Annotated in this window: 14 protein-coding genes and 1 pseudogene; 12 read left to right on the top strand and 3 right to left on the bottom strand. The window is 70.4% G+C overall.

The annotated features are described in order from the left end of the window. The first annotated feature begins 261 nt into the window (after positions 1 to 261). From EER30_RS12400 to EER30_RS12385, 4 genes are all read left to right on the top strand, one after another. Positions 262 to 621 carry a hypothetical protein gene (locus EER30_RS12400; protein ID WP_127500537.1) on the top strand — a complete coding sequence of 120 codons (360 nt, stop codon included), beginning with the start codon at positions 262 to 264 and terminating at the stop codon, positions 619 to 621. Positions 622 to 711: 90 nt separating this feature from the next. Beyond that, a complete protein-coding gene (locus tag EER30_RS47015) occupies positions 712 to 1,443 on the top strand; it encodes a response regulator (protein WP_284699706.1) in 732 nt (243 codons plus the stop codon). Beyond that, positions 1,440 to 2,816 carry a sensor histidine kinase gene (locus EER30_RS12390; protein WP_127500536.1) on the top strand — a complete coding sequence of 459 codons (1,377 nt, stop codon included), beginning with the start codon at positions 1,440 to 1,442 and terminating at the stop codon, positions 2,814 to 2,816. Before EER30_RS47015 ends, EER30_RS12390 begins: the two co-directional genes overlap by 4 nt. Before the next feature lie 170 nt (positions 2,817 to 2,986). Continuing rightward, positions 2,987 to 3,271: a hypothetical protein gene (locus EER30_RS12385; protein WP_127500535.1), complete on the top strand. Its 285-nt coding sequence runs from the start codon at positions 2,987 to 2,989 to the stop codon at positions 3,269 to 3,271. Positions 3,272 to 3,278: 7 nt separating this feature from the next. Here EER30_RS12385 and EER30_RS12380 read toward each other — a convergent pair whose 3' ends face one another. Continuing rightward, on the bottom strand, positions 3,279 to 4,703 hold the full coding sequence (locus tag EER30_RS12380) for a sigma-70 family RNA polymerase sigma factor (protein WP_127500534.1): 1,425 nt from the start codon (positions 4,701 to 4,703) through the stop codon (positions 3,279 to 3,281). Between the two features lie 464 nt (positions 4,704 to 5,167). Here EER30_RS12380 and EER30_RS12375 point away from each other — a divergent pair, with 464 nt between their 5' ends. The 4 genes and pseudogenes from EER30_RS12375 (at position 5,168) to EER30_RS12360 (ending at position 11,142) form a co-directional block, all read left to right on the top strand. Further along, positions 5,168 to 7,231 (top strand): family 43 glycosylhydrolase, encoded by a 2,064-nt coding sequence (locus EER30_RS12375; RefSeq protein WP_127500533.1) that lies wholly within the window; start codon positions 5,168 to 5,170, stop codon positions 7,229 to 7,231. Between the two features lie 117 nt (positions 7,232 to 7,348). Next, positions 7,349 to 8,746 (top strand): annotated as a pseudogene (locus tag EER30_RS12370) (glycoside hydrolase family 10 protein); the annotation flags it as partial. 134 nt (positions 8,747 to 8,880) lie between these two features. After that, entirely contained in the window at positions 8,881 to 10,287 is a 1,407-nt protein-coding gene (locus EER30_RS12365; RefSeq protein WP_127500723.1) for a non-reducing end alpha-L-arabinofuranosidase family hydrolase, read from the top strand. 270 nt (positions 10,288 to 10,557) lie between these two features. Further along, complete coding sequence (locus EER30_RS12360) at positions 10,558 to 11,142, top strand: hypothetical protein (RefSeq protein WP_127500531.1); 585 nt, start codon at positions 10,558 to 10,560, stop codon at positions 11,140 to 11,142. A 44-nt stretch (positions 11,143 to 11,186) separates the two neighbouring features. Here the strand turns inward: EER30_RS12360 and EER30_RS12355 are convergent, their stop codons facing one another. Further along, complete coding sequence (locus EER30_RS12355; RefSeq protein WP_127500530.1) at positions 11,187 to 13,514, bottom strand: ABC transporter permease; 2,328 nt, start codon at positions 13,512 to 13,514, stop codon at positions 11,187 to 11,189. Next, the gene (locus tag EER30_RS12350; RefSeq protein ID WP_127500529.1) at positions 13,511 to 14,203 is read right to left on the bottom strand and encodes an ABC transporter ATP-binding protein; all 693 of its coding nucleotides are present in this window, start codon (positions 14,201 to 14,203) and stop codon (positions 13,511 to 13,513) included. The genes EER30_RS12355 and EER30_RS12350 overlap by 4 nt, the downstream gene beginning before the upstream one ends. Before the next feature lie 156 nt (positions 14,204 to 14,359). Between EER30_RS12350 and EER30_RS12345 the strand changes: the two genes are divergently transcribed. The 4 genes from EER30_RS12345 (at position 14,360) to EER30_RS12330 (ending at position 19,043) form a co-directional block, all read left to right on the top strand. Then, the gene (locus EER30_RS12345) at positions 14,360 to 15,652 is read left to right on the top strand and encodes a sensor histidine kinase (RefSeq protein WP_127500528.1); all 1,293 of its coding nucleotides are present in this window, start codon (positions 14,360 to 14,362) and stop codon (positions 15,650 to 15,652) included. Beyond that, entirely contained in the window at positions 15,649 to 16,305 is a 657-nt protein-coding gene (locus EER30_RS12340; protein ID WP_127500527.1) for a response regulator, read from the top strand. Before EER30_RS12345 ends, EER30_RS12340 begins: the two co-directional genes overlap by 4 nt. A gap of 118 nt (positions 16,306 to 16,423) precedes the next feature. After that, the gene (locus EER30_RS12335; protein WP_127500526.1) at positions 16,424 to 17,224 is read left to right on the top strand and encodes a polysaccharide deacetylase family protein; all 801 of its coding nucleotides are present in this window, start codon (positions 16,424 to 16,426) and stop codon (positions 17,222 to 17,224) included. Between the two features lie 64 nt (positions 17,225 to 17,288). Beyond that, a complete protein-coding gene (locus EER30_RS12330) occupies positions 17,289 to 19,043 on the top strand; it encodes a hypothetical protein (RefSeq protein WP_349290864.1) in 1,755 nt (584 codons plus the stop codon). Positions 19,044 to 19,075 lie beyond the last annotated feature (32 nt).

Genomic DNA, 19,075 nt, shown 5'->3' with positions numbered 1-19,075 from the left:
TCGGGGCCCGGAGCAGCGCGAACAGACATATGCCGGACCGCGGCCCGCTGAACCAGTCGGGCCGCGGCGGCAGATCGATCGGGTGCCGGCAGCCGTGCTGCTCACCCGTGCGCGGAATTACAGCAAAAGAAAAAGCGCCCGTGGGTCGAAATGAAACCCATCAGGCGCTGAAACGTCTGGGACGTAAAACGTCTACTGAATTAAAACCGCAACGACATAACCGTAGCACGGATTCCCCGGCCTCCGTCCGCGCTGCAATGGTTGCGGCTCGGTCCGGGCCTGAACGGTGTCAGCTTCTACGGCCGTCAGGTGGGGGTCGCCGCCAACCTGGTGCACTCGCTGACCGTGGTGCCGGCCGACGGCCGGGTGACCACGGTCGACGCCACCCAGGACGCCGAGCTGTTCTGGGCACTGCGTGGCGGCGACGGCGGTCTCGGCGTCGTAATCTCGGCCGAGGTCGAGTTACTGCCCATATCGTACGTCTTCACGGGCCGGGCCTTCTGGGAGGTGAGCGACGCCCCCGGGGTCGTCGCCCCGACCTCGCTGTGCTTCCTCGAACTGCCGCGAGCCGGGCTCTTCGCCGGGCTGGTCGCGCCGATCCGGGAGGGGCAGCCCGCCTGAACCGAACCGCTTAAGCCGCGCCTCAGTCGGACCACAGGGCGCTCTGGCACGGTCGCCTTTCCGCAGTCGCCGTGCAGAAGGAGATCGGTCGTGGCCACCATTCTCGTTGCCTTCCGCACCGCAGAGGGACGCCGCACGATCCGGACGATGCTGGAGCGCGCGGGCCACACCGTGACGCTGTGCCGCACCGGCGCGGCCGCGATCGCCGAGGCCCGTACCGGCCGGGCCGAGGTGCTGATCATCGACAGCCGGCTGCCGGACATGACACCGAACGGGGTCTGCGCGATCCTCGAGCCGGTGCTGCCGATCGTGGTCTGCGGGCCGGTCGACGCCGAGCTGCAACGCCGGGCCGAGGACGGCAGCGGGCGGGTGATCCGGGCCGTGCTGGTGCCGGCGAGCATCCGGTCGGCGATCGCCGCGGCCCTGACCGGTACGGCCTCCGTGCCCGCCCCGGCGGCGGAGCTGCGAGTGCTGCTGGTCGAGGACGACGACTCGATCGCCGAGCCGCTGGTCGAGGGCCTGGCCCGCTACGGAATCACGGCGAGCCGGGTCGCCACCGGGGCTGAGGCGCTCGCCGCGCCGCCCGCCGCCCTGGTGTTGCTCGACCTGGGGCTGCCCGACATCGACGGCATCGACGTCTTCTGGGAGCTGCGCCGCGCCGGCGACGTGCCCGTGATCATGCTGACCGCGCGCGGCGACGAGGAGAGCCGGGTGCGGGGCCTGGAGCTGGGCGCGGACGACTACCTGACCAAGCCGTTCAGCCTGCGGGAACTGGTCGCCCGCATCCGTACGGTGGGCCGTCGCACCACGGCTCTTCGATGACCCGGCGGCTCCTGGTCACGTACGTGTCCTTCGCCCTTCTGATCCTGCTGGGGCTGGAGATGCCGCTGGGCTACGCGCAGCAGCGCAACGAGCGGCAGCAGGCCTTCGAGCAGCTCGAACACGACGCCGAGGTGCTCGCGGCGTACATCGACTCGGCGCTGGCCGTCAACGACATGCCGCAGGTCGACGTGCTGGCCCGCGAGTCGGCCGAGCGTCTCGGCGGGCGGGTCGACGTCATGGACGTGCACGGTGACCTGGTGGCCAGCAGCCACTCGGCCGGGGTCCCGTCCTCGCACTCCGACATCGAGGAGGTGCTTCAGGGGCAGGGCCGGGTCAGCGCTCGCACGCCCGAGACCGCGGGCGTGCGGATGATGTCGGTCGCCGTCGCGCTGGATCCCGGGCTCTACCCGCGCGGCGCACTGCGGATCAGCGTGCCCGCCGCGCCCGTGACCACGAGGGTGCACCACTTCCAGCTCATGCTGGCCGCCGCCGGGCTGCTCGTGCTGGCCGGGGCCGCCGTGATCGCGTTCGCGCTGGCCCGGTGGATCAGCCGGCCGATCCGGGCCCTGGAGCTGACCACCCGCGGGCTGGCCGACGGCGCACCACCGGCCGGGCTGCCGACGACCGACGGCCCGCCCGAGGTGCAGCGCCTCGCCAGCACGTTCAGGGCGACCGCCGAACGGCTGAACGGGCTGATCGCGTCGCAGCGCTCGTTCAACGGCCACGCGTCGCACCAGCTCAAGACACCGCTGGCCGCCCTGCGCCTGCGGTTGGAGAACCTCGAACCCGACATCACAGCCGGCGGCGGCAAGAACCTGGAAGCGGCCCTGAACGAGACCGACCGCCTGTCCCGCATGATCGAGTCGCTGCTGCTGATGGCCCGCGCCGAGCAGAGCACCCTGCCCCGCGTGACAGCCGGGCTGGCCGGCGTCGTGGCCGAGCGGACCACGTTCTGGGCACCCCTGGCCACCAAGCAGGGCGTACGCCTGCGGACCAGCGGCCCGGACGACACGAACGTGCGGGCCATCCCCGCGGCCCTCGACCAGATCCTCGACAACCTGCTCTCGAACGCCCTGCGCGTCGCCCCGTACGGCAGCACGGTGACGGTCACGTGGCGCCGCACCCGCCGTACGGTCGAACTGCACGTGCTCGACGAGGGGCCCGGCCTCACCGCCGACCAGCGCACGCGGGCCCTCGACCCGTTCTGGCGGGCCCCCGGCGCCGGCGCGGGCGGCACCGGCCTCGGCCTGTCCCTGGTACGCACCCTCGCCGAGGCCGGCGGCGGCACGGTCGAGCTGCGCCCGGCCCGGCTCGGCGGCCTCGACGCGGTTGTCACCTTCCCGGCGGGCAGCCCGGCTCTCGCGCGCGTCTGACGTCGATCCGATTGCCTGCCCGTTCGCCCGGCCCGGTCGCGTCCGAAATCGGCTCGCCCGAAGGGGCGTCTCGTCCCTATGCTCGGAGCGTCGACCAAGGAGGCGATCGCGGTGCACCCGAACTCATGACGGCCCCACCCGGGGCGTCACGGAGCCGAAAGGTGCCCGCAATGAGCCGTACCGACAAGACCCGGCCCTGGTGGGTGCAGATGGCCCACGCGCCGATGGTCGCCTGCCAGCCCGTGCACGACCACCGCTTCGGTCCCTGCACGCTGCCCGACGAGATCGACGCCCGCGAGACCGCCGGCTGCCACTGGGGTGGCACCGACTCGTTCTGGGTGCGCCGCTGCGAGAGCCACGGTTACCGCGAGTGGGCCCTCATCCGCCGCGAGGACCGCCGCCGCTCCCGCCATGAGGCCCGCCGCGCTCTGCGCTCCTACTTCGACGAGGACTGATGCCGCTTCACCCCAGCGGCGGCCGCACCAGGAGCGAGGCATCCGGCAGGAAGCCGGCGCCGCCGTCGAACTGGTCCAGCCACAGCTCTTCGTCCAGGTGGCGCAGGAAGTAGCCGGGGAAGTTGTAGGACTCGAACGACACCGACCCCGCGGCCGACCCGGCGCGGGCACAGAACGTGGAGTCGCGGCGGAACAGGACGGTGCCCTCGTCGGGGCTCAGCCGCAACCGGAACGAGGAGTGCCGCAGGTAGCGGCCGTCGGTCGCGCGGAACGAGTAGCAGGCGGAATCGGCCAGGCCGGGCCCGGCCCGGAGGGTGGCGGCCTTCCGCTCCGGGAGCGGATCGGCCGCGGTCAGTGCGCGCAGCGAGCCGGGCTCGGTGCCGAGCGAGAGGAAGCGGCCGGGGCTGTTCGCCGACTCCAGTGACACCGGGCCCGCGGCGATCGCCGACCGGCCGGCCGGTGGTGGCAGCGCGCCCTGGGCCGTCGCACCCGAGCCGGATTGCGACGCGGCGTCGACCGCGGTCGCCGGTTGCGGGGCGGTGACCCAGCCGACGGCGGGGACGGTGAGCCCGGCTGCGACGACGGCCGCGGTCACGCCGCTGGCGATGGGGTGCAGCGCCGCGGTCTGGGCCAGACCGGCCAGGACACCGGCCGGCGCCACCGTCAGGTTCTTCGTCACCAGGGCGGCCGGGACGGGGACCAGGGCCAGGCCGAGCAGCAGCCGGTCGGCCGGGATCCAGCCGGTGCGAGCCGCCGAGCAGGCCGGGCAGCCCCGCGCGTGCCGGGCGAAGCGCTTGCGCCAGAACGGGCCGGGCACACCGTCCCAGGTGGCCGCGAGGGAATCGAGTTCGGGGCAGCCGGGGCGGGCGTCCAGCGCCGCGACCACGGCGCGGGCGGCTTCGAGCTGCTCGCCCATGCGCTGCAGGCGTACGCCGGCGTGGGCGACCGTGATGTGCAGCGCGGCGGCGACGTCGGCCCGGTCGAGCTCGCCGGCCACCTCGAGCCACCAGAGCGACAGCACGGCCCGATCGCCCGGATTGAGCCAGCGGGCGGCGTGCAGCACCTGCCGGCGTTGGTCGCCGAGCTCGACCCGCAGCAGCGCGGCGTCCTCCACGCCGGCCGCGGCGACCTCGTCGAGCCGGGCCGGACGGTCGTCGGCACGGGTGTCGCGGGTGTCGCGGGCTTCGATCTGCCGTACGGCGAGGGCGATCAACCACGGCCGGAAGCTTTCCGGCGACCGCAGCCGGCGCAGCCGCCGCACCGCCTGCAGCATCACGTCCTGCACGACGTCGTCGACGTCAGGCCCGCCGCTCAGGGCCTGCCGCACGAGGTTGTAGACGAGCGGGAGATGCGCGGCGACCAGCTCGTTCAACGCCTCCCGGTCACCCTCGCGGGCGGCGATGACGAGCGTGGTGTCGGCCTTGGCGTGCATTGTCCACCGTCCAGCTTCCCCAGCGTATCGATGACTGTGAACGACCTCCCGTACGCCCGTCAACCACCGGCGCGGCGCGAGGTTGATCGATGATGGCATTCACAACGCTTCCGAACCAAGTCTTTGGCAACGTTATCAAGCATCATCACACGATCCGATATGACCCAGTATTCACTTGGTGAAATGGCACTGAAAAACCGTTACGACCAGCCCGACGACAACAACGGATCGCCATCAAAGCGCCCGGAGGCCATCCCCCGGAATCATCTTTACCCCACTCTACCTGCGCAGATGCCCTTCATCGGCCAGTCCGCCCTTGAGGCTGCGGAAACAGTCTGGCAACATTGGCATCCTTGAATGTCGACCCTCACGGCCTCTCAATAACCCTTACCGAAGTGCTCGCCACTTGCTTATTTTTGTGAACGTTAACTGGCATTATTCTCACGGCACGACGAGGAGCAGGAATGAGCACCCACGCCGGTTACCCTCGAAAACGTCTTCTCTCGGCCCTGACCGCGACACTGGCCCTGCTGGCCGGCCTCGGGTCGGCAGTGCTCACCGCACCGCCGGCGTCAGCCGCGACGATCGACACCAGCGCCTGGTACATCCTGGTCAACCGCAACAGCGGCAAGGCCCTCGACGTCTACAACCTCGCCACCGGCGACGGCGCCCGCATCACCCAGTGGGCCCGCAACGACGGCAACCAGCAGCAATGGCAGTTCGTCGACTCCGGCGGCGGCTACTACCGGCTCAAGTCACGGCACTCGGGCAAGGTCCTCGACGTCCACAACTTCTCGACCGCCGACGGCGCCCCGATCGTGCAGTGGACCGACAACAACACCAACAACCAGCAGTTCAGCGTGCAGGACATCGACGGCTACCTCCAGCTGATCAACCGCAACAGCGGCAAGGCACTCGAGGTGCAGGGCGCCTCCACCGCCGACGGCGGCAACATCGTCCAGTACGCCGACTGGAACGGCGCGAATCAGCAGTGGCAGCTGGTCCAGGTCGGCTCGGGCACGCCGCCGTCCGGGACCTTCACCAACCCCGTCGTGTGGCAGGACTTCGCGGACGGTGACATCATCCGGGTCGGGGACGCGTACTACTACTCGGCCTCCACCATGCACTACTCGCCGGGCGCGCCGATCCTGCGGTCGTACGACCTGGTGAACTGGGAGTTCGCCGGACATTCGGTGCCGCGGCTCGACTTCGACTCCAACGCCTACGACCTCAACGGCGGCCGCGCGTACGTCAAGGGCATCTGGGCGTCGGCGTTCAACTACCGGCCGAGCAACAGCACCTACTACTGGCTGGGCTGCACCGAGTTCAACCGCACGTACGTCTACACGGCGACGACGGTCGACGGGGGCTGGAGCAAGAAGGCCCGGATCAACAAGTGCTACTACGACGCCGGGCTGCTGTTCGACGGCGACACCCCGTACGTGGCCTATGGAAACGGCACCATCAGCGTCGCGCAACTGAACGCCGACCTGACCTCGGAGACACGGTCGCAGACCGTCTACACCACCCCGTCGAGCGTCGGCACCCTCGAGGGCGCCCGCATGTACAAGCGGGGCAGCTACTACTACATCTGGCTGACCCGGCCCGCGAACGGTCAGTACGTGCTGCGCTCGACCAGCCCGTGGGGCCCGTACGAGCAACGGCAGGTGCTGCTCGACCTGCCCGGCCCGATCTCCGGCGGAGGCGTCCCGCACCAGGGCGGCCTCGTGCAGACGCAGAGCGGCGACTGGTGGTACATGGCGTTCACCGACGCCTACCCCGGCGGCCGGATGCCGACGCTCGCGCCGATCACCTGGAGTGGCGACGGCTGGCCGGTGCTGACCACCGTGAACGGCCGCTGGGGCGCGACCTACCCGAAGCCGGCCATCAGCACCACCAAGACCGTGCAGCCGATGGTCGGGCCGGACACGTTCACCGGCTCGGAGCTGGCGCCCCGATGGGAGTGGAACCACAACCCGGACACGTCAAGGTTTACCGTCGGCAACGGGCTGCGGCTCTCGACCGCCACCGTCACCAACGACCTCTACAACGCCCGCAACACGCTGACCCACCGCATTCAGGGGCCCGCCTCGACGGCCACGATCCAGCTGAACTACTCGTCGATGGCCAACGGTGACCGGGCCGGGCTGGCGATGCTGCGCGACCGGTCGGCCTGGATCGGCGTCCGCAAGGACAACGGCACGACCCGGGTCTCGATGACCAACGGCCTGACCATGTCGACCAGCGGGTGGACCACCACCGGCACCGGCATCGAGGCCGCCGGCGCGGCCGTCTCGGGCGGCACGATCTGGCTGCGGGCCACCGCGAACATCCAGCCCGGCTCCGGCCGCACCGCGACCTTCTCCTACAGCACCAACGGCAGCACGTTCACTCCGCTCGGGTCGGCGCTGACGCTGAACAACGACTGGCAGTTCTTCATGGGCTACCGCTTCGGGCTGTTCAACTACGCGACCAGCGCCCTCGGCGGCTCGGTCACGGTCAGCCGGTTCGACATGACCGCCCCCTGACTCCCCGTCGCCGTGCGGCCCGCACCTTTCCGCCGGGTCGTGCGGCGGCCCCGTCCCCCCGCTCCCGGAAGGCAGCATCCGATGATCAAAAGAGCCTGGTGGCGAGCCGTTCTCGCCCTGCTCCTGACCGGCACCACCCTCGCCGTCGCCCGACCGGCCGACGCGGCGACGACCCTGGGCGCCTCCGCCGCCGCCAAGGGCCGCTACTTCGGCGCCGCGATCGCCGCCGGCCGGCTCGGCGACTCGACGTACACCCGCATCCTGACCACGGAATTCAACTCGGTCACGGCCGAGAACGAGATGAAGTGGGCTTCGAACGAACCGTCGCGCGGCTCGTTCAACTACAGCAGCGGCGACCGGATCCTCAACCAGGGGATCTCGATGGGCGCCTCGGTGCGCGGCCACGCCCTGCTCTGGCATCAGCAACAACCCTCCTGGGCCCAGTCGCTGTCCGGCAGCGACCTGCGCAACGCCGCCATCAACCACGTCACCCAGGTCGCCACCCACTACCGCGGCAAGATCCACTCCTGGGACGTGGTGAACGAGGCGTTCGCCGACGGTTCGAGCGGCGCCCGCCGCGACTCGAACCTGCAGCGCACCGGCAACGACTGGATCGAGGCCGCGTTCCGTGCGGCGCGGGCCGCCGATCCGGCCGCGAAGCTCTGCTACAACGACTACAACACCGACGGCATCAACGCGAAGTCGACCGGCATCTACAACATGGTCCGCGACTTCCGGTCCCGTGGCGTCCCGATCGACTGCGTCGGCTTCCAGTCCCACCTCGGCACCACCATCGACTCGACCTACCAGGCCAACCTGCAGCGCTTCGCCGACCTGGGCGTCGACGTGCAGATCACCGAGCTCGACATCCAGCAGGGCGGCAACCAGGCGAACATCTACGCCACGGTCACCAACGCCTGCCTGGCGGTGTCCCGCTGCACCGGCATCACCGTCTGGGGCATCCGCGACAGCGACTCCTGGCGTACCGGCGCCAACCCGCTGTTGTTCGACAACTCCGGCAACAAGAAGGCCGCCTACACCGCGGTGCTGAACGCGCTCAACGGCGGCAGCGGCGGCGGCACGTCACCCGTGGACACCAGCGCCTGGTATGTGCTGGTCAACCGCAACAGCGGCAAGGCTCTCGACGTCTACAACCTGGCCACCGACGACGGCGGCCGCATCACCCAATGGGCCCGCAACAACGGCAACCAGCAACAATGGCAGTTCGTCGACTCGGGCGGCGGCAACTACCGGCTCAAGTCGAGGCTGTCCGGCAAGGTGCTCGACGTCTACAACTTCTCGACCGCCGACGGCGCCTCGATCGTGCAGTGGTCCGACACCAACGGCGTGAACCAGCAGTTCAGCATCCAGACGATCGACGGTTACCTCCAGCTGATCAACCGCAACAGCGGCAAGGCCGTCGAGGTGCAGGGCGCCTCCACGGCCGACGGCGGAAACATCGTCCAGTACGCCGACTGGAACGGCACCAACCAGCAGTGGCAGCTCAACAGGGTCGGCTGACACGCCGCCAGTCCCTTTCCCCGCATCACATCCCCGGAGGATCAGAAGTGAATCCATCCCCGAACCGACGCCGCCGTTTGCTGGTGGCGCTCACCGCGCTGTTCACCGCCGTGGCCGGCGGCCTGTTCATGGTGGTGAACGCGCCCTCAGCCTCGGCCGCGACGATCGACACCAGCGCCTACTACATCCTGGTCAACCGCAACAGCGGCAAGGCTCTCGACGTCTACAACCTCGCCACCAACGACGGCGCTCGCATCACCCAATGGGCCCGCAACGACGGCAGTCAGCAGCAGTGGCAGTTCGTCGACTCGGGCGGCGGCAACTACCGGCTCAAGTCGAGGCTGTCCGGCAAGGTGCTCGACGTCTACAACTTCTCGACCGCCGACGGCGCCTCGATCGTCCAGTGGACCGACAACAACACCAACAACCAGCAGTTCAGCGTGCAGGACATCGACGGCTACATCCAGCTGATCAACCGCAACAGCGGCAAGGCACTCGAGGTGCAGGGTGCCTCGACCGCCGACGGCGCGAACATCGTGCAGTACAGCGACTGGAACGGCGCCAACCAGCAGTGGCAGATGGTCCGCGTCGGCGGCTCCGACCCGACGACACCGCCGCCGTCAGGCTCGTGCACGCTGCCGTCGTCGTACCGGTGGTCGTCGACCGGCGCGCTGGCGCAACCGCGATCGGGCTGGGTCTCGCTCAAGGACTTCACCGTGGCGCCCTACAACGGCCAGCAGCTCGTCTACGCCACCACGCACGACACCGGGTCGACCTGGGGTTCGATGAACTTCGGGCTGTTCAGCAACTGGTCGTCCATGGGCTCGGCCAGTCAGAACGCGATGTCGTCGGCGACCGTCGCACCCTCGCTGTTCTATTTCGCGCCGAAGAACATCTGGGTGCTCGCCTACCAATGGGGCGGGCCGGCGTTCTCGTACCGGACGTCGAGCAACCCGACCAACCCGAACGGCTGGTCGGCGCCGCAGACCCTGTTCACCGGCAGCATCACCGGCTCGGGCACGGGCCCGATCGACCAGGCGCTGATCGGTGACGGCACGAACATGTACCTGTTCTTCGCGGGCGACAACGGCAAGATCTACCGGGCGTCGATGCCGATCGGCAACTTCCCCGGCAACTTCGGCTCGTCCTACACCACGATCATGAGCGACTCGACCAACAACCTGTTCGAGGCGCCCCAGGTCTACAAGGTCGCCGGCCAGAACCAGTACCTGATGATCGTCGAGGCGATCGGTAGCCAGGGACGCTTCTTCCGGTCCTTCACGTCGAGCAGCCTCGGCGGCTCGTGGACCCCGAACGCCGCCACCGAGAGCAACCCCTTCGCGGGCAAGGCCAACAGCGGTGCCACCTGGACCAACGACATCAGCCACGGTGAACTGCTCCGCACCAACGCCGACCAGACCATGACCATCGACCCCTGCAACCTGCAGTTGCTCTACCAGGGCCGCTCCCCCAGCTCGGGCGGCGACTACGGCCTGCTCCCCTACCGGCCGGGCCTGCTGACCCGCCAGCGGTAGCGGCCCGCGGCCGACGGTCGAACCGGCAGCGTCATCGGTTGATCACGATGCGCTGCCGGTGTCCACTTCGCACGGAAATCATACTTCCGGCCAGGCCGCGCTAACCGTCCGGTCCGGATCATCCCCGCGAAACTCGCCACAATCGCCGACGAAAACCCCCAAAGTGTCGACAGGCGTCGATAACGTTCCTGACACGGGGCAGCATTTTAGGGGCGGAGCCAGTAACGTGCGACCGACTCAAGCTGAGAATCTCCTGATAGGACCGTCATAGTGTCGCAGCCCCTGACCCCGCCGCCGAGCCAGCCGCCCGTTGACCAGCCGGCCTACCCGGGTGCCGTGCCGCCGCCCGCTCCGCAGCAGCAGCAGCAGCAGGGCACCAGCGGACTGGCCATCACCGGCCTGGTCCTGGCCTTCCTCCTGCCGGGCATCGGCTTCATCCTCAGCCTCATCGCCATCTTCAAGACCGGCCCGGGGAAGCGGGCCGGTCGCGGTCTGGCCATCACCGGCGTCATCGTCTCGGTCATCCTCAGCACCACGTACAGCCTCCTGCTGGCCAACTGGGTGAACGACAACAAGACCCTCGTCGACCCCGGCTGCACCGCCGGTAGGGCCGCCATCGTCGCGATGGGCACCAACCCGACGATCGACCAGGTCAGCAAGCTGGCCGCCGACCTGGACGCCGCGTCCGGCAAGGCCAAGGACGCCGAAGTCAAGACCGCGCTCAAGGCCATCGCCGACGGCTACAACAAGATCATCTCGGACGCCAAGGCCGGCAAGGAGCCCACCCCGGCCGCCCTGACGAAGATCGAGGGCGACGAGAAGAAGTTCGACGAACTCTGCACCATCGCTTCCTGATCCACGCGAAGGGGCCGCTGCCGTCGTGGCAGCGGCCCCTTTCGTCATTCGGTACGCAGGGCGACCGCGACCCTGGTCCGCGCCGCCCATCCGGCCGGGAGCAGCGCGCCGACCACCGCGATGACCAGCCCGGCCAGACCGAAGACCACCAGCTCGTACGAGCCGTAGACGTCGACGACCGAGGCGGGCAACCGGAATCCGACGCTGCTCGCCATCTCCGTGATCACCGTGCGTTGCAGCAGCACACCGATCGCCGTGCCGGCCGCACCCCCGATCACGCCGGTGACCACGACCGATGCGATGACCATCGCCGTCGTCTGCCGCGGGGTCATCCCGAGCGCCTTGTGCACGCCCAGGTCGTGAACCCGTTCCCGGGTCTCGAGGACGACCGTGTTCATCACGCCCAGCCCGGCCACCACCGTCAGCATGAGACTGAGCAGCCCGGTCAGGATGTTCACGACGACGACCATCTCGTCGGGTGAGTGATCGAGGCGATCGGCCATCGCGCCCACCGGGTCCAGGGCCTTCGTCAAAGCCTGGGTGTACGCCGAGGCGTCGGTGCCGGACAGCACGGAGACGTAATAGGTCGACGGCTTCACCGAACCGAGCGTGGCCAGCTCGGTGACGACCTGCATGCCGTCGCTGTCGGTGTTGAACACCTCGCCGACGATCGTCACGGGCACCTGCGCGCCCTCGTGGGTCAGGACGATGCTGTCGCCGACCTGCTTGCCGGCGGCGGTCAGGAACGGCGTCGACACGATGATCTGCCCGGGGCCGGTCAGCCAGTCGCCCGACACCATGCGGTAGTAGCGCGCCGAGTCGGGCCCGGTGACCGCGACCGCGTCGAGCTCCCCGACGATCCCGGCCGCGGTGATCTCGCCGCGGGCGACCCCCATGTAGCCGGCCGTGCCCGGCTGAGCGGCGATCACCTTCTCGATCGCGGCCGGATCCGGGAAAGCCTCCGGCTCGCGGGGACCCGGCCGCGGGCCGCCCGGCTCCATCCGGTGCGGTGCGCCGACCTGCACGTCGGCGATGTCCTCGACCTCCTGCACCCGGTTCAGCGACGTGCCGAGCCCGACCGCGAAGGTCACCGCGGCCGCCCCGAACGCGATCGCCGCGATGATGCTGACCGCGCGGACCGGCCGGGCGAACGGATGGGCCAGGCCGAGCGTCACCGGCCGCGGGATCGGCAGCCGGCTGGTCAACCGGGTCGCCCAGCGGCCCCGGCCCGGTCGCGGTGTGCGGCCGACGGCGAGCGCGTCGACGCTGCGCAGACGGCCGGCCCGGGCGGCGGCGGCCAGGGCGGTCACGGCCACGACGACGAGGGCGCCCCCGATCACGACGGCGTCGACCCAGAACGCGACCCCGCTGTCGCTCGTGCCGTAGAGCTCGTTGGTCTGGGCGAGGATCGGAATCGTGAGGAGGTTGCCGGCGACCGCGCCGATCATCGCGCCGACCGACGCCGGGATCAGCGCCTGGCCCACGTACGCCCGAACGACCTGCGACGGCGTGAAACCGAGGGCCTTGAGGATGCCGATCCGGCGCGTCGAGGTCGACACCGCGCCGGCGATCACGTTGCCGATGATGAGCACCGCCATGACCACGCCGAGCAGGCCGAACGCGATCAGGAAGGGCACCAGCAGGAGGGTGTCGTTGATCGCCTCCAGGCGAATGTCCAGCCACGACAGGGCGCCGGTCATCGCCCCGGCGGGAAGAGCCGCCTGCACCGCGTTCTTGCCCGCCTGCACCTGCTCGGTCGTGCCGGCCTCGGTGAACCGGTAGAGCATCTGGTACGACCGGGGACCCTCGGCCCACGCGGCGAGCTGAGCCGGCGTGGTCCAGGCGTCGGCCGATCGCGAGGCCGACCGGGCGACCCCGACGACGGTCACCGGCTTACCGGAGATCGTCCACTGCTCACCGGCCACCTTCGGCGGCAACCGCAGATGGCCCCCCGTGGCGAGCACGATCTCGCCGGGGGCGGTCGCCCACCGGCCCTCGACCAGATCGACCCGGTCGACCTCGTTCCCCGCGTCGGCCCGCCCGGCGACGTTCAACGGCGGCAGCGGATGCCCGGCCGGGTCGGTCAGCCCGACCTGCGCGGTCAGGAACGGCCCCGCCGCCGCGGCGACCCCGGCGGCGCTCGCCGACGCGGCCAGCTGCGCCTCGGTGACCTTGCCGACGTCGAACTGGGCGGTGAGGTGCGCGCCCCGCTGCTGGCCGAACGCCCGGTCGAACGGTCCCTGCGACGCCACCATCAGCGACCCGCCGAGCACGGCCGAGGTGACGGCGATCGCCACGACGAGCCCGATCACGATCGTCTGCACGCGCTTACGGCCCACCCCGGCACGGACCACCCGGGTCAGCGCGCTCATCGGAGCAGTTCCATCGCGGAGTCGCTGGCGACCTGTCCGTCGAGCAGATGCACGGTCCGGGTCGCGCACCGCTCGGCCAGCACCAGGTCGTGGGTGACCAGGACGACGGTTTGGCCGTCGGCGTGCAGCTCGCTCAGCAGCCGCATCACGTCTTCGCCCGAGGCGGTGTCGAGCGCCCCGGTCGGTTCGTCGGCCAACAGCAACGCCGGCCGGTTCATCAGCGCGCGGGCGACGGCGACGCGCTGCCGTTCACCCCCGGAGAGCCTTCCCGGGTACGCCGTGGCGTGCCGGTCGACGCCCAACCGGCCGAGCAGTTCCGTGGCCCGGCGCTCGGCGGTGGATCGGCCCATCCCGGCGAGCTGGGCGGGCAGCATGACGTTGTCGGCGACGGTCAGGTCGTCGAGCAGGTTGAAGAACTGGAACACCAGGCCGATGCGGGCCCGGCGGTAACGCGCGGAGGCCGCCTCGCCCAGCTCGTCGACCCGTACCCCGTCGACGGTGACCGTGCCGGTGCTCGGCCGGTCCAGCCCGGCGATCAGGTTGAGCATCGTGGACTTGCCGCTCCCGGACGGGCCGAGGATCGCCAGGGCCTCACCCGGCTCGACACTCAGCGACACGTCGTTCAACGCCGGCGGCCCCTCGTCGTACCGTCTGGTCACCTGGTGCAGCTCGATCAGCGGTGTGCTCATAGCCATCCCCCTCAACACAATCGACCGGGCTGACGCTAGAAGCGGGCACGAACCGGACGCATCGGCAGCGCGAGGCATCTTCTCGGCGGCGTCATCCTTACGGCGTAGGCGAGCGGTGTAATGCGTACGGGCTGGTCCTGCGGTGAGAATGGGCGGATGAACAGGCTGTGGGCCGGCATCCGGTCGCTGGCTCGTCCGGTCGGCTCGGTGCCGCCGTTGTCGCGGCGCGGGCAGATCTTCGACGGGCTCGTCGCGCTGGGGCTGGCTCTCGCCGCGCTCCAGGCGGGCGTCAACGACGAGCCGGCGCCGCGGCGGATCGGGATCGAGTTCGATCCGCGCGTCTTCGAGGGGCCGCGGCCACCGGTGCCGCCCGAGCCGGTGTGGCCGCCGTTCCTGCCGGTCGAGGACGACGGGACCGCCTGGACGACCGTGCTGCTCTTTCTGGTCGTGCTGCCGCTGCTGTTCCGCCGCCGCTATCCGCTGGCGGCCCTCTGGACGCTGCTGCTGATCGCGACCCTGGTCGAGGAGAACCCGGCCGCCCTGCGGCTGTCCTTCTTCGCCTGCGTGATCGCCGCCTACAGCGCGGCCGTCTTCAGCCCGTACAAAATCTTGGCTCTGGCCAGTGTGCCGGTGGCCGCGATCTTCCACGCCGGGCTGCAGACCGACGCCAGCTCGGTCTCCGACGGCGCCGTGCCGTTCCTGATCCTGATCCCGATCGCGGTCGCCGCCGAAGGGCTGCGGCGCTGGAAACAGCACGCCGACGAGGGCCGGGCGCGCATGTCGGCGATGGAACACGAACAGATCGAGGCGCTGCGCCGGGCGACCGAGCTCGAACGGGCCCGGATCGCCCGCGAGCTGCACGACGTCGTCACCCACAACGTCAGCGTGATGGTGATCCAGGCCGGCGCGGCCCGCAAGGTCATGGACGCCGCCCCCGACGACGCCCGGACGGCCCTGCTCGCGGTCGAGGCCGGCGGACGGGCCGCGATGACCGAGCTGCGCCACGTGATGGGACTGCTCACGGTGGAGGGCGGCGCGCTCGACCGGGCCGACCTGGCGCCGCAGCCGGGGCTCGACGGGCTGGAGGCGATGGTGCGGCGGATGCGCGACTCGGGTGTGGAGGTCGACTTCACGGTGCGAGGGGACCACGGCCCGCTGCCGTCCGGTGTCGAGCTGACCGTCTACCGTCTGGTGCAGGAGGCTTTGACGAACACCGTCAAACACGCGGCCGGAGCCTCCGTACGAGTGCTCGTCGACTTCGCCGGTGACCACGTGCGGGTCGAGGTCACCGACACCGGCGGACGGCCCTCCACGACCGTCGCCGGCACCGGACGCGGCCTGCTCGGCCTGCGCGAACGGCTCGCCGTCTACGGCGGCACCTTGAAGGCCGGGCCCCGGCTCAGAGGCGGATACCGCGTGGAGGCCTCGATCCCGGTGGAACAGGCATGACCGCGCTCCGAGTGGTGGTCGCCGACGACCAGGCGCTCGTACGGGCCGGGTTCCGGATGATCCTCAACGCCGACGGCATCGACGTGGTCGCCGAGGCCGCGAACGGCGCCGAGGCGATCGACGCCGTCCGGCGGCACCGGCCCGACGTGGTCCTGATGGACATCCGCATGCCCGAGCTGGACGGGCTCGCGGCCACCCGCCAGATCCTCACCGGCGCCGGGGCCGCTCCCCGGGTCATCATGCTGACCACCTTCGACCTCGACCAGTACGTCTACGAGGCGCTGACCGCCGGGGCCAGCGGTTTCCTGCTCAAGGACGTCACCCCGGAACAGCTCGTCGGCGCCGTCCGTCTCGTCCGCGACGGCGACGCGCTGCTGGCGCCCGCGATCACCCGCCGCCTCGTGCAACGGTTCGCCCAGCCGGCCGCAGGGCCGCCGGCCATCCACCGCGACCTGGCCGCCCTGACCCCGCGCGAGCTCGAAGTGCTGGGCCTGCTCGCCCACGGCCTGAGCAACGCCGAACTGGCCGCCCGCCTGCACCTGTCCGAGGCGACCGTGAAGACCCACGTAGCCCGGATCCTGGCCAAACTCGACCTCCGCGACAGAGTCCAGGCCGTAGTCGTCGCCTACCGCACCGGCCTGGTCACTCCCTGACTTCCCGCTCCTCCTTTCGGCCGAGACGGGGCGTTGCTTTTGTGACCTCGGCGGGATGCTCGAACTTCGCCGGTCGGCGACCGTTGTGTCCGCGTATTGCTGGACACGGGGGCAGGCGATGGAACGGGTAAGTCGGCGGGGGTTGCTGCGCGGGAGCGGGCTCGCGGTGGCCGGGGCGGCTTTGGGCGCGGTCGGGGTCGTCGAGGTGCCGCGCCTGTTCGGCTGGGATCACCCTCCGCTGAGCGGCGGGTATGCAGCCGCCGCCGACAATCAGGCCGCGGTCGGGTCGTCGTCGGTGCACGTGCGCTACTTCGTGAAGTCGTGGCGGCCCGTCGTGGCGCTGACGTTCGACGACGGGCCGGCCCCGAGGTACACGCCCCGGTTCCTCGACGTGCTCGACGAACTGGGCGTCCCGGCAACGTTCTTCATGGTCGGCCGCAACGTGCTCGAGTACGCCGGCCTGGTCAAGAACCGGCTCGGGCGGCACGAGGTCGGCAACCACTCGTGGGAGCACCGCGATCTGGCCACCATGAATCTGCCCGCGATCCAGGACGACCTGCGGCGTACCCACGCCGTCATCCAGAACAAGCTCGGGCGTACGCCAGTGCTGTTCCGCCCGCCGTTCGGCCACTTCGGCGGGTCGACCGTGCTGGCCGCCGACTCCTTCGGCTACGACCTGATCCTGTGGGACCGGCAGATGCACGAGCGCCGCTTCAAGGACGACCCGGCCGCCCAGGCCAAGGACATCGTCGACACCGTACGCCCCGGCTCGATCGTCCTGGCCCACGACGCGGGCGACAAGCGCCGCCTGACCACCCTCGACGCCCTGCACGACATGGTCACCGGCCTGATCGCCCGCGGCTACGAGTTCGTCACCGTCTCCGACCTGATCGCCCGGAGTCCCGTCCCCGTGCCATGATCACGGACCTCAACATTGATATGCGACAATGCGTGCCGTGAGTGTGAGCGGAGGTCAGGCCACCGTGGCCGTACGTGACGAGCAGGCCGTCGCCGCGAGCACTCCGAGGTCCCTCGCGAAACGGCTCGAGTGGGTCCTGGTGGTCCTCGGCGGGCTGGCGCTCGCCGCGGCGCTGACCTGGCCGACGCTGCGCGACCCGCGGCACACCGTGCCCGGCGACATCGGCGACCCGGCCCTGTTCGCCTGGCAGATCGCCTGGGGCGGCCACGCGCTGCTGAACTTTCCGTCGCAGCTGTGGAACTCGAACACGTTCTACCCCGATCCGCACTCGCTGGCCTTCACCGACACCGTCCTCGGCTACGCGCCGTTCGGCATGATCGGGTCCGGCATGGACGACGCGGTCCTGCGCTACAACATCCTGTACGTCCTTCTGCACGCCCTCGCCTTCGTCGGGGCGTACGCCCTGACCCGTCAGCTCGGCGCCCACCCGCTGGGCGCGGCGGTGGCCGGCGTCGCCTGGGCCTTCGCACCGTGGCGGCTCGCGCACGTCGGGCACCTGAACGTCATCTCCACCGGCGGCATCGCGCTGAGCCTCGCCATGATCGCGCGCGGGCACGGCTGGTCGTTGCGACGCGGTCATCGCCCCGAGCGGCACCGCCCGTGGTGGGCGCTGGCCGGCTGGCTCGTCGGCGCCTGGCAGATCACGCTCGGGCTGGCCGTCGGGCTGGCTTTCGCGTACGTCATGCTCGCCCTCTGTCTTGTGGTGGCGGCGGGTTTCGGCTGGTCCTGGTGGCGGCGCGGCCGGCCCTCGTTCGGGCGGCGACTGCTCGCGGCCGACCTGATCGGCGGCGTGTTCTTCGCGGCCGCCACGGTCTACATGGGGCTCGCCTTCGCCCGCGTGGTGCAGCTGCACCCGCAGGCCGACCGCGGGCTGAACTGGACCGAGATGTACTCGCCGGCCTGGCGCGGCCTCTTCCTCGCACCCGAGTCGTCGTGGCTTTGGGGCGCCCGGCACGCCGCGGAACGATCCGAGCTGTTCTGGCCGCCGGAGATGGCACTGCTGCCCGGCATCGGCCTGATCGTGTTGGCCACGACCGGCGTGTTCTTCTCAGTCTTCCGCACTCGTCACCGGGTGCTGCTGACCGTCGGCGTCGCCGTAGCGGTGGTGCTGACCCTCGGCGCGACCCTGCCCTGGCACGGCGATCCGGGCTATCTGACGCTCTCCAAGCACCTGCCCGGCTGGGCCGCACTGCGTACGCCCGGGCGCATGACGCTGTGGAGCTCGCTGCTGCTGGCCGTGCTGGCCGCGGGGGCGGTCACCGCCCTGGTCAACGAGGTACGGGAGTCCGCGCCCTGGCGACCAGGCGTCGTGGCTCGCGGGAAGTTCGTCGCGCTGCGGCTCGCCCTGCTGATCCCGCTCGCGATGGTCACCGTCGAAGGGGTCAACAAGACGGAGCATCCCGAGGTGCTGCGCTATCCGGCCGCGCTCGGCGTCGCCCAGGAGCCGGCCCTGGTGCTGCCCAGCGGAGGCAGCCTCGAGATGTCCATCATGCTGTGGACCACGAACGGGTTCCCGCGCATCCCCAACGGCGTGGTCACGTTCGTCCCGACCGGCCAGGAACGGATCCGCTCGCTCAGCATGACGTTCCCGGACTCACCGAGCATCGCGGCGCTGCGGGCCGAGGGCATCAGATCGGTCGTCGTCCTGCCCGAGTGGCTCGCCGGAACCCCCTGGGAGCCCGTGCCTTCGCGCCCGATCGACGGCCTCGGCATCACCCGCGAGGAGATCGACGGAGCCCTGCTCTACCGCCTCGGCTGACACGAAACCGGCCGGCTCGGCCGAGCCGGCCG

It is taken from the genome of Actinoplanes solisilvae, assembly GCF_003999975.1.
Classification (GTDB): domain Bacteria; phylum Actinomycetota; class Actinomycetes; order Mycobacteriales; family Micromonosporaceae; genus Actinoplanes; species Actinoplanes solisilvae.
This window is presented reverse-complemented; position numbering and strand designations above follow the sequence as displayed.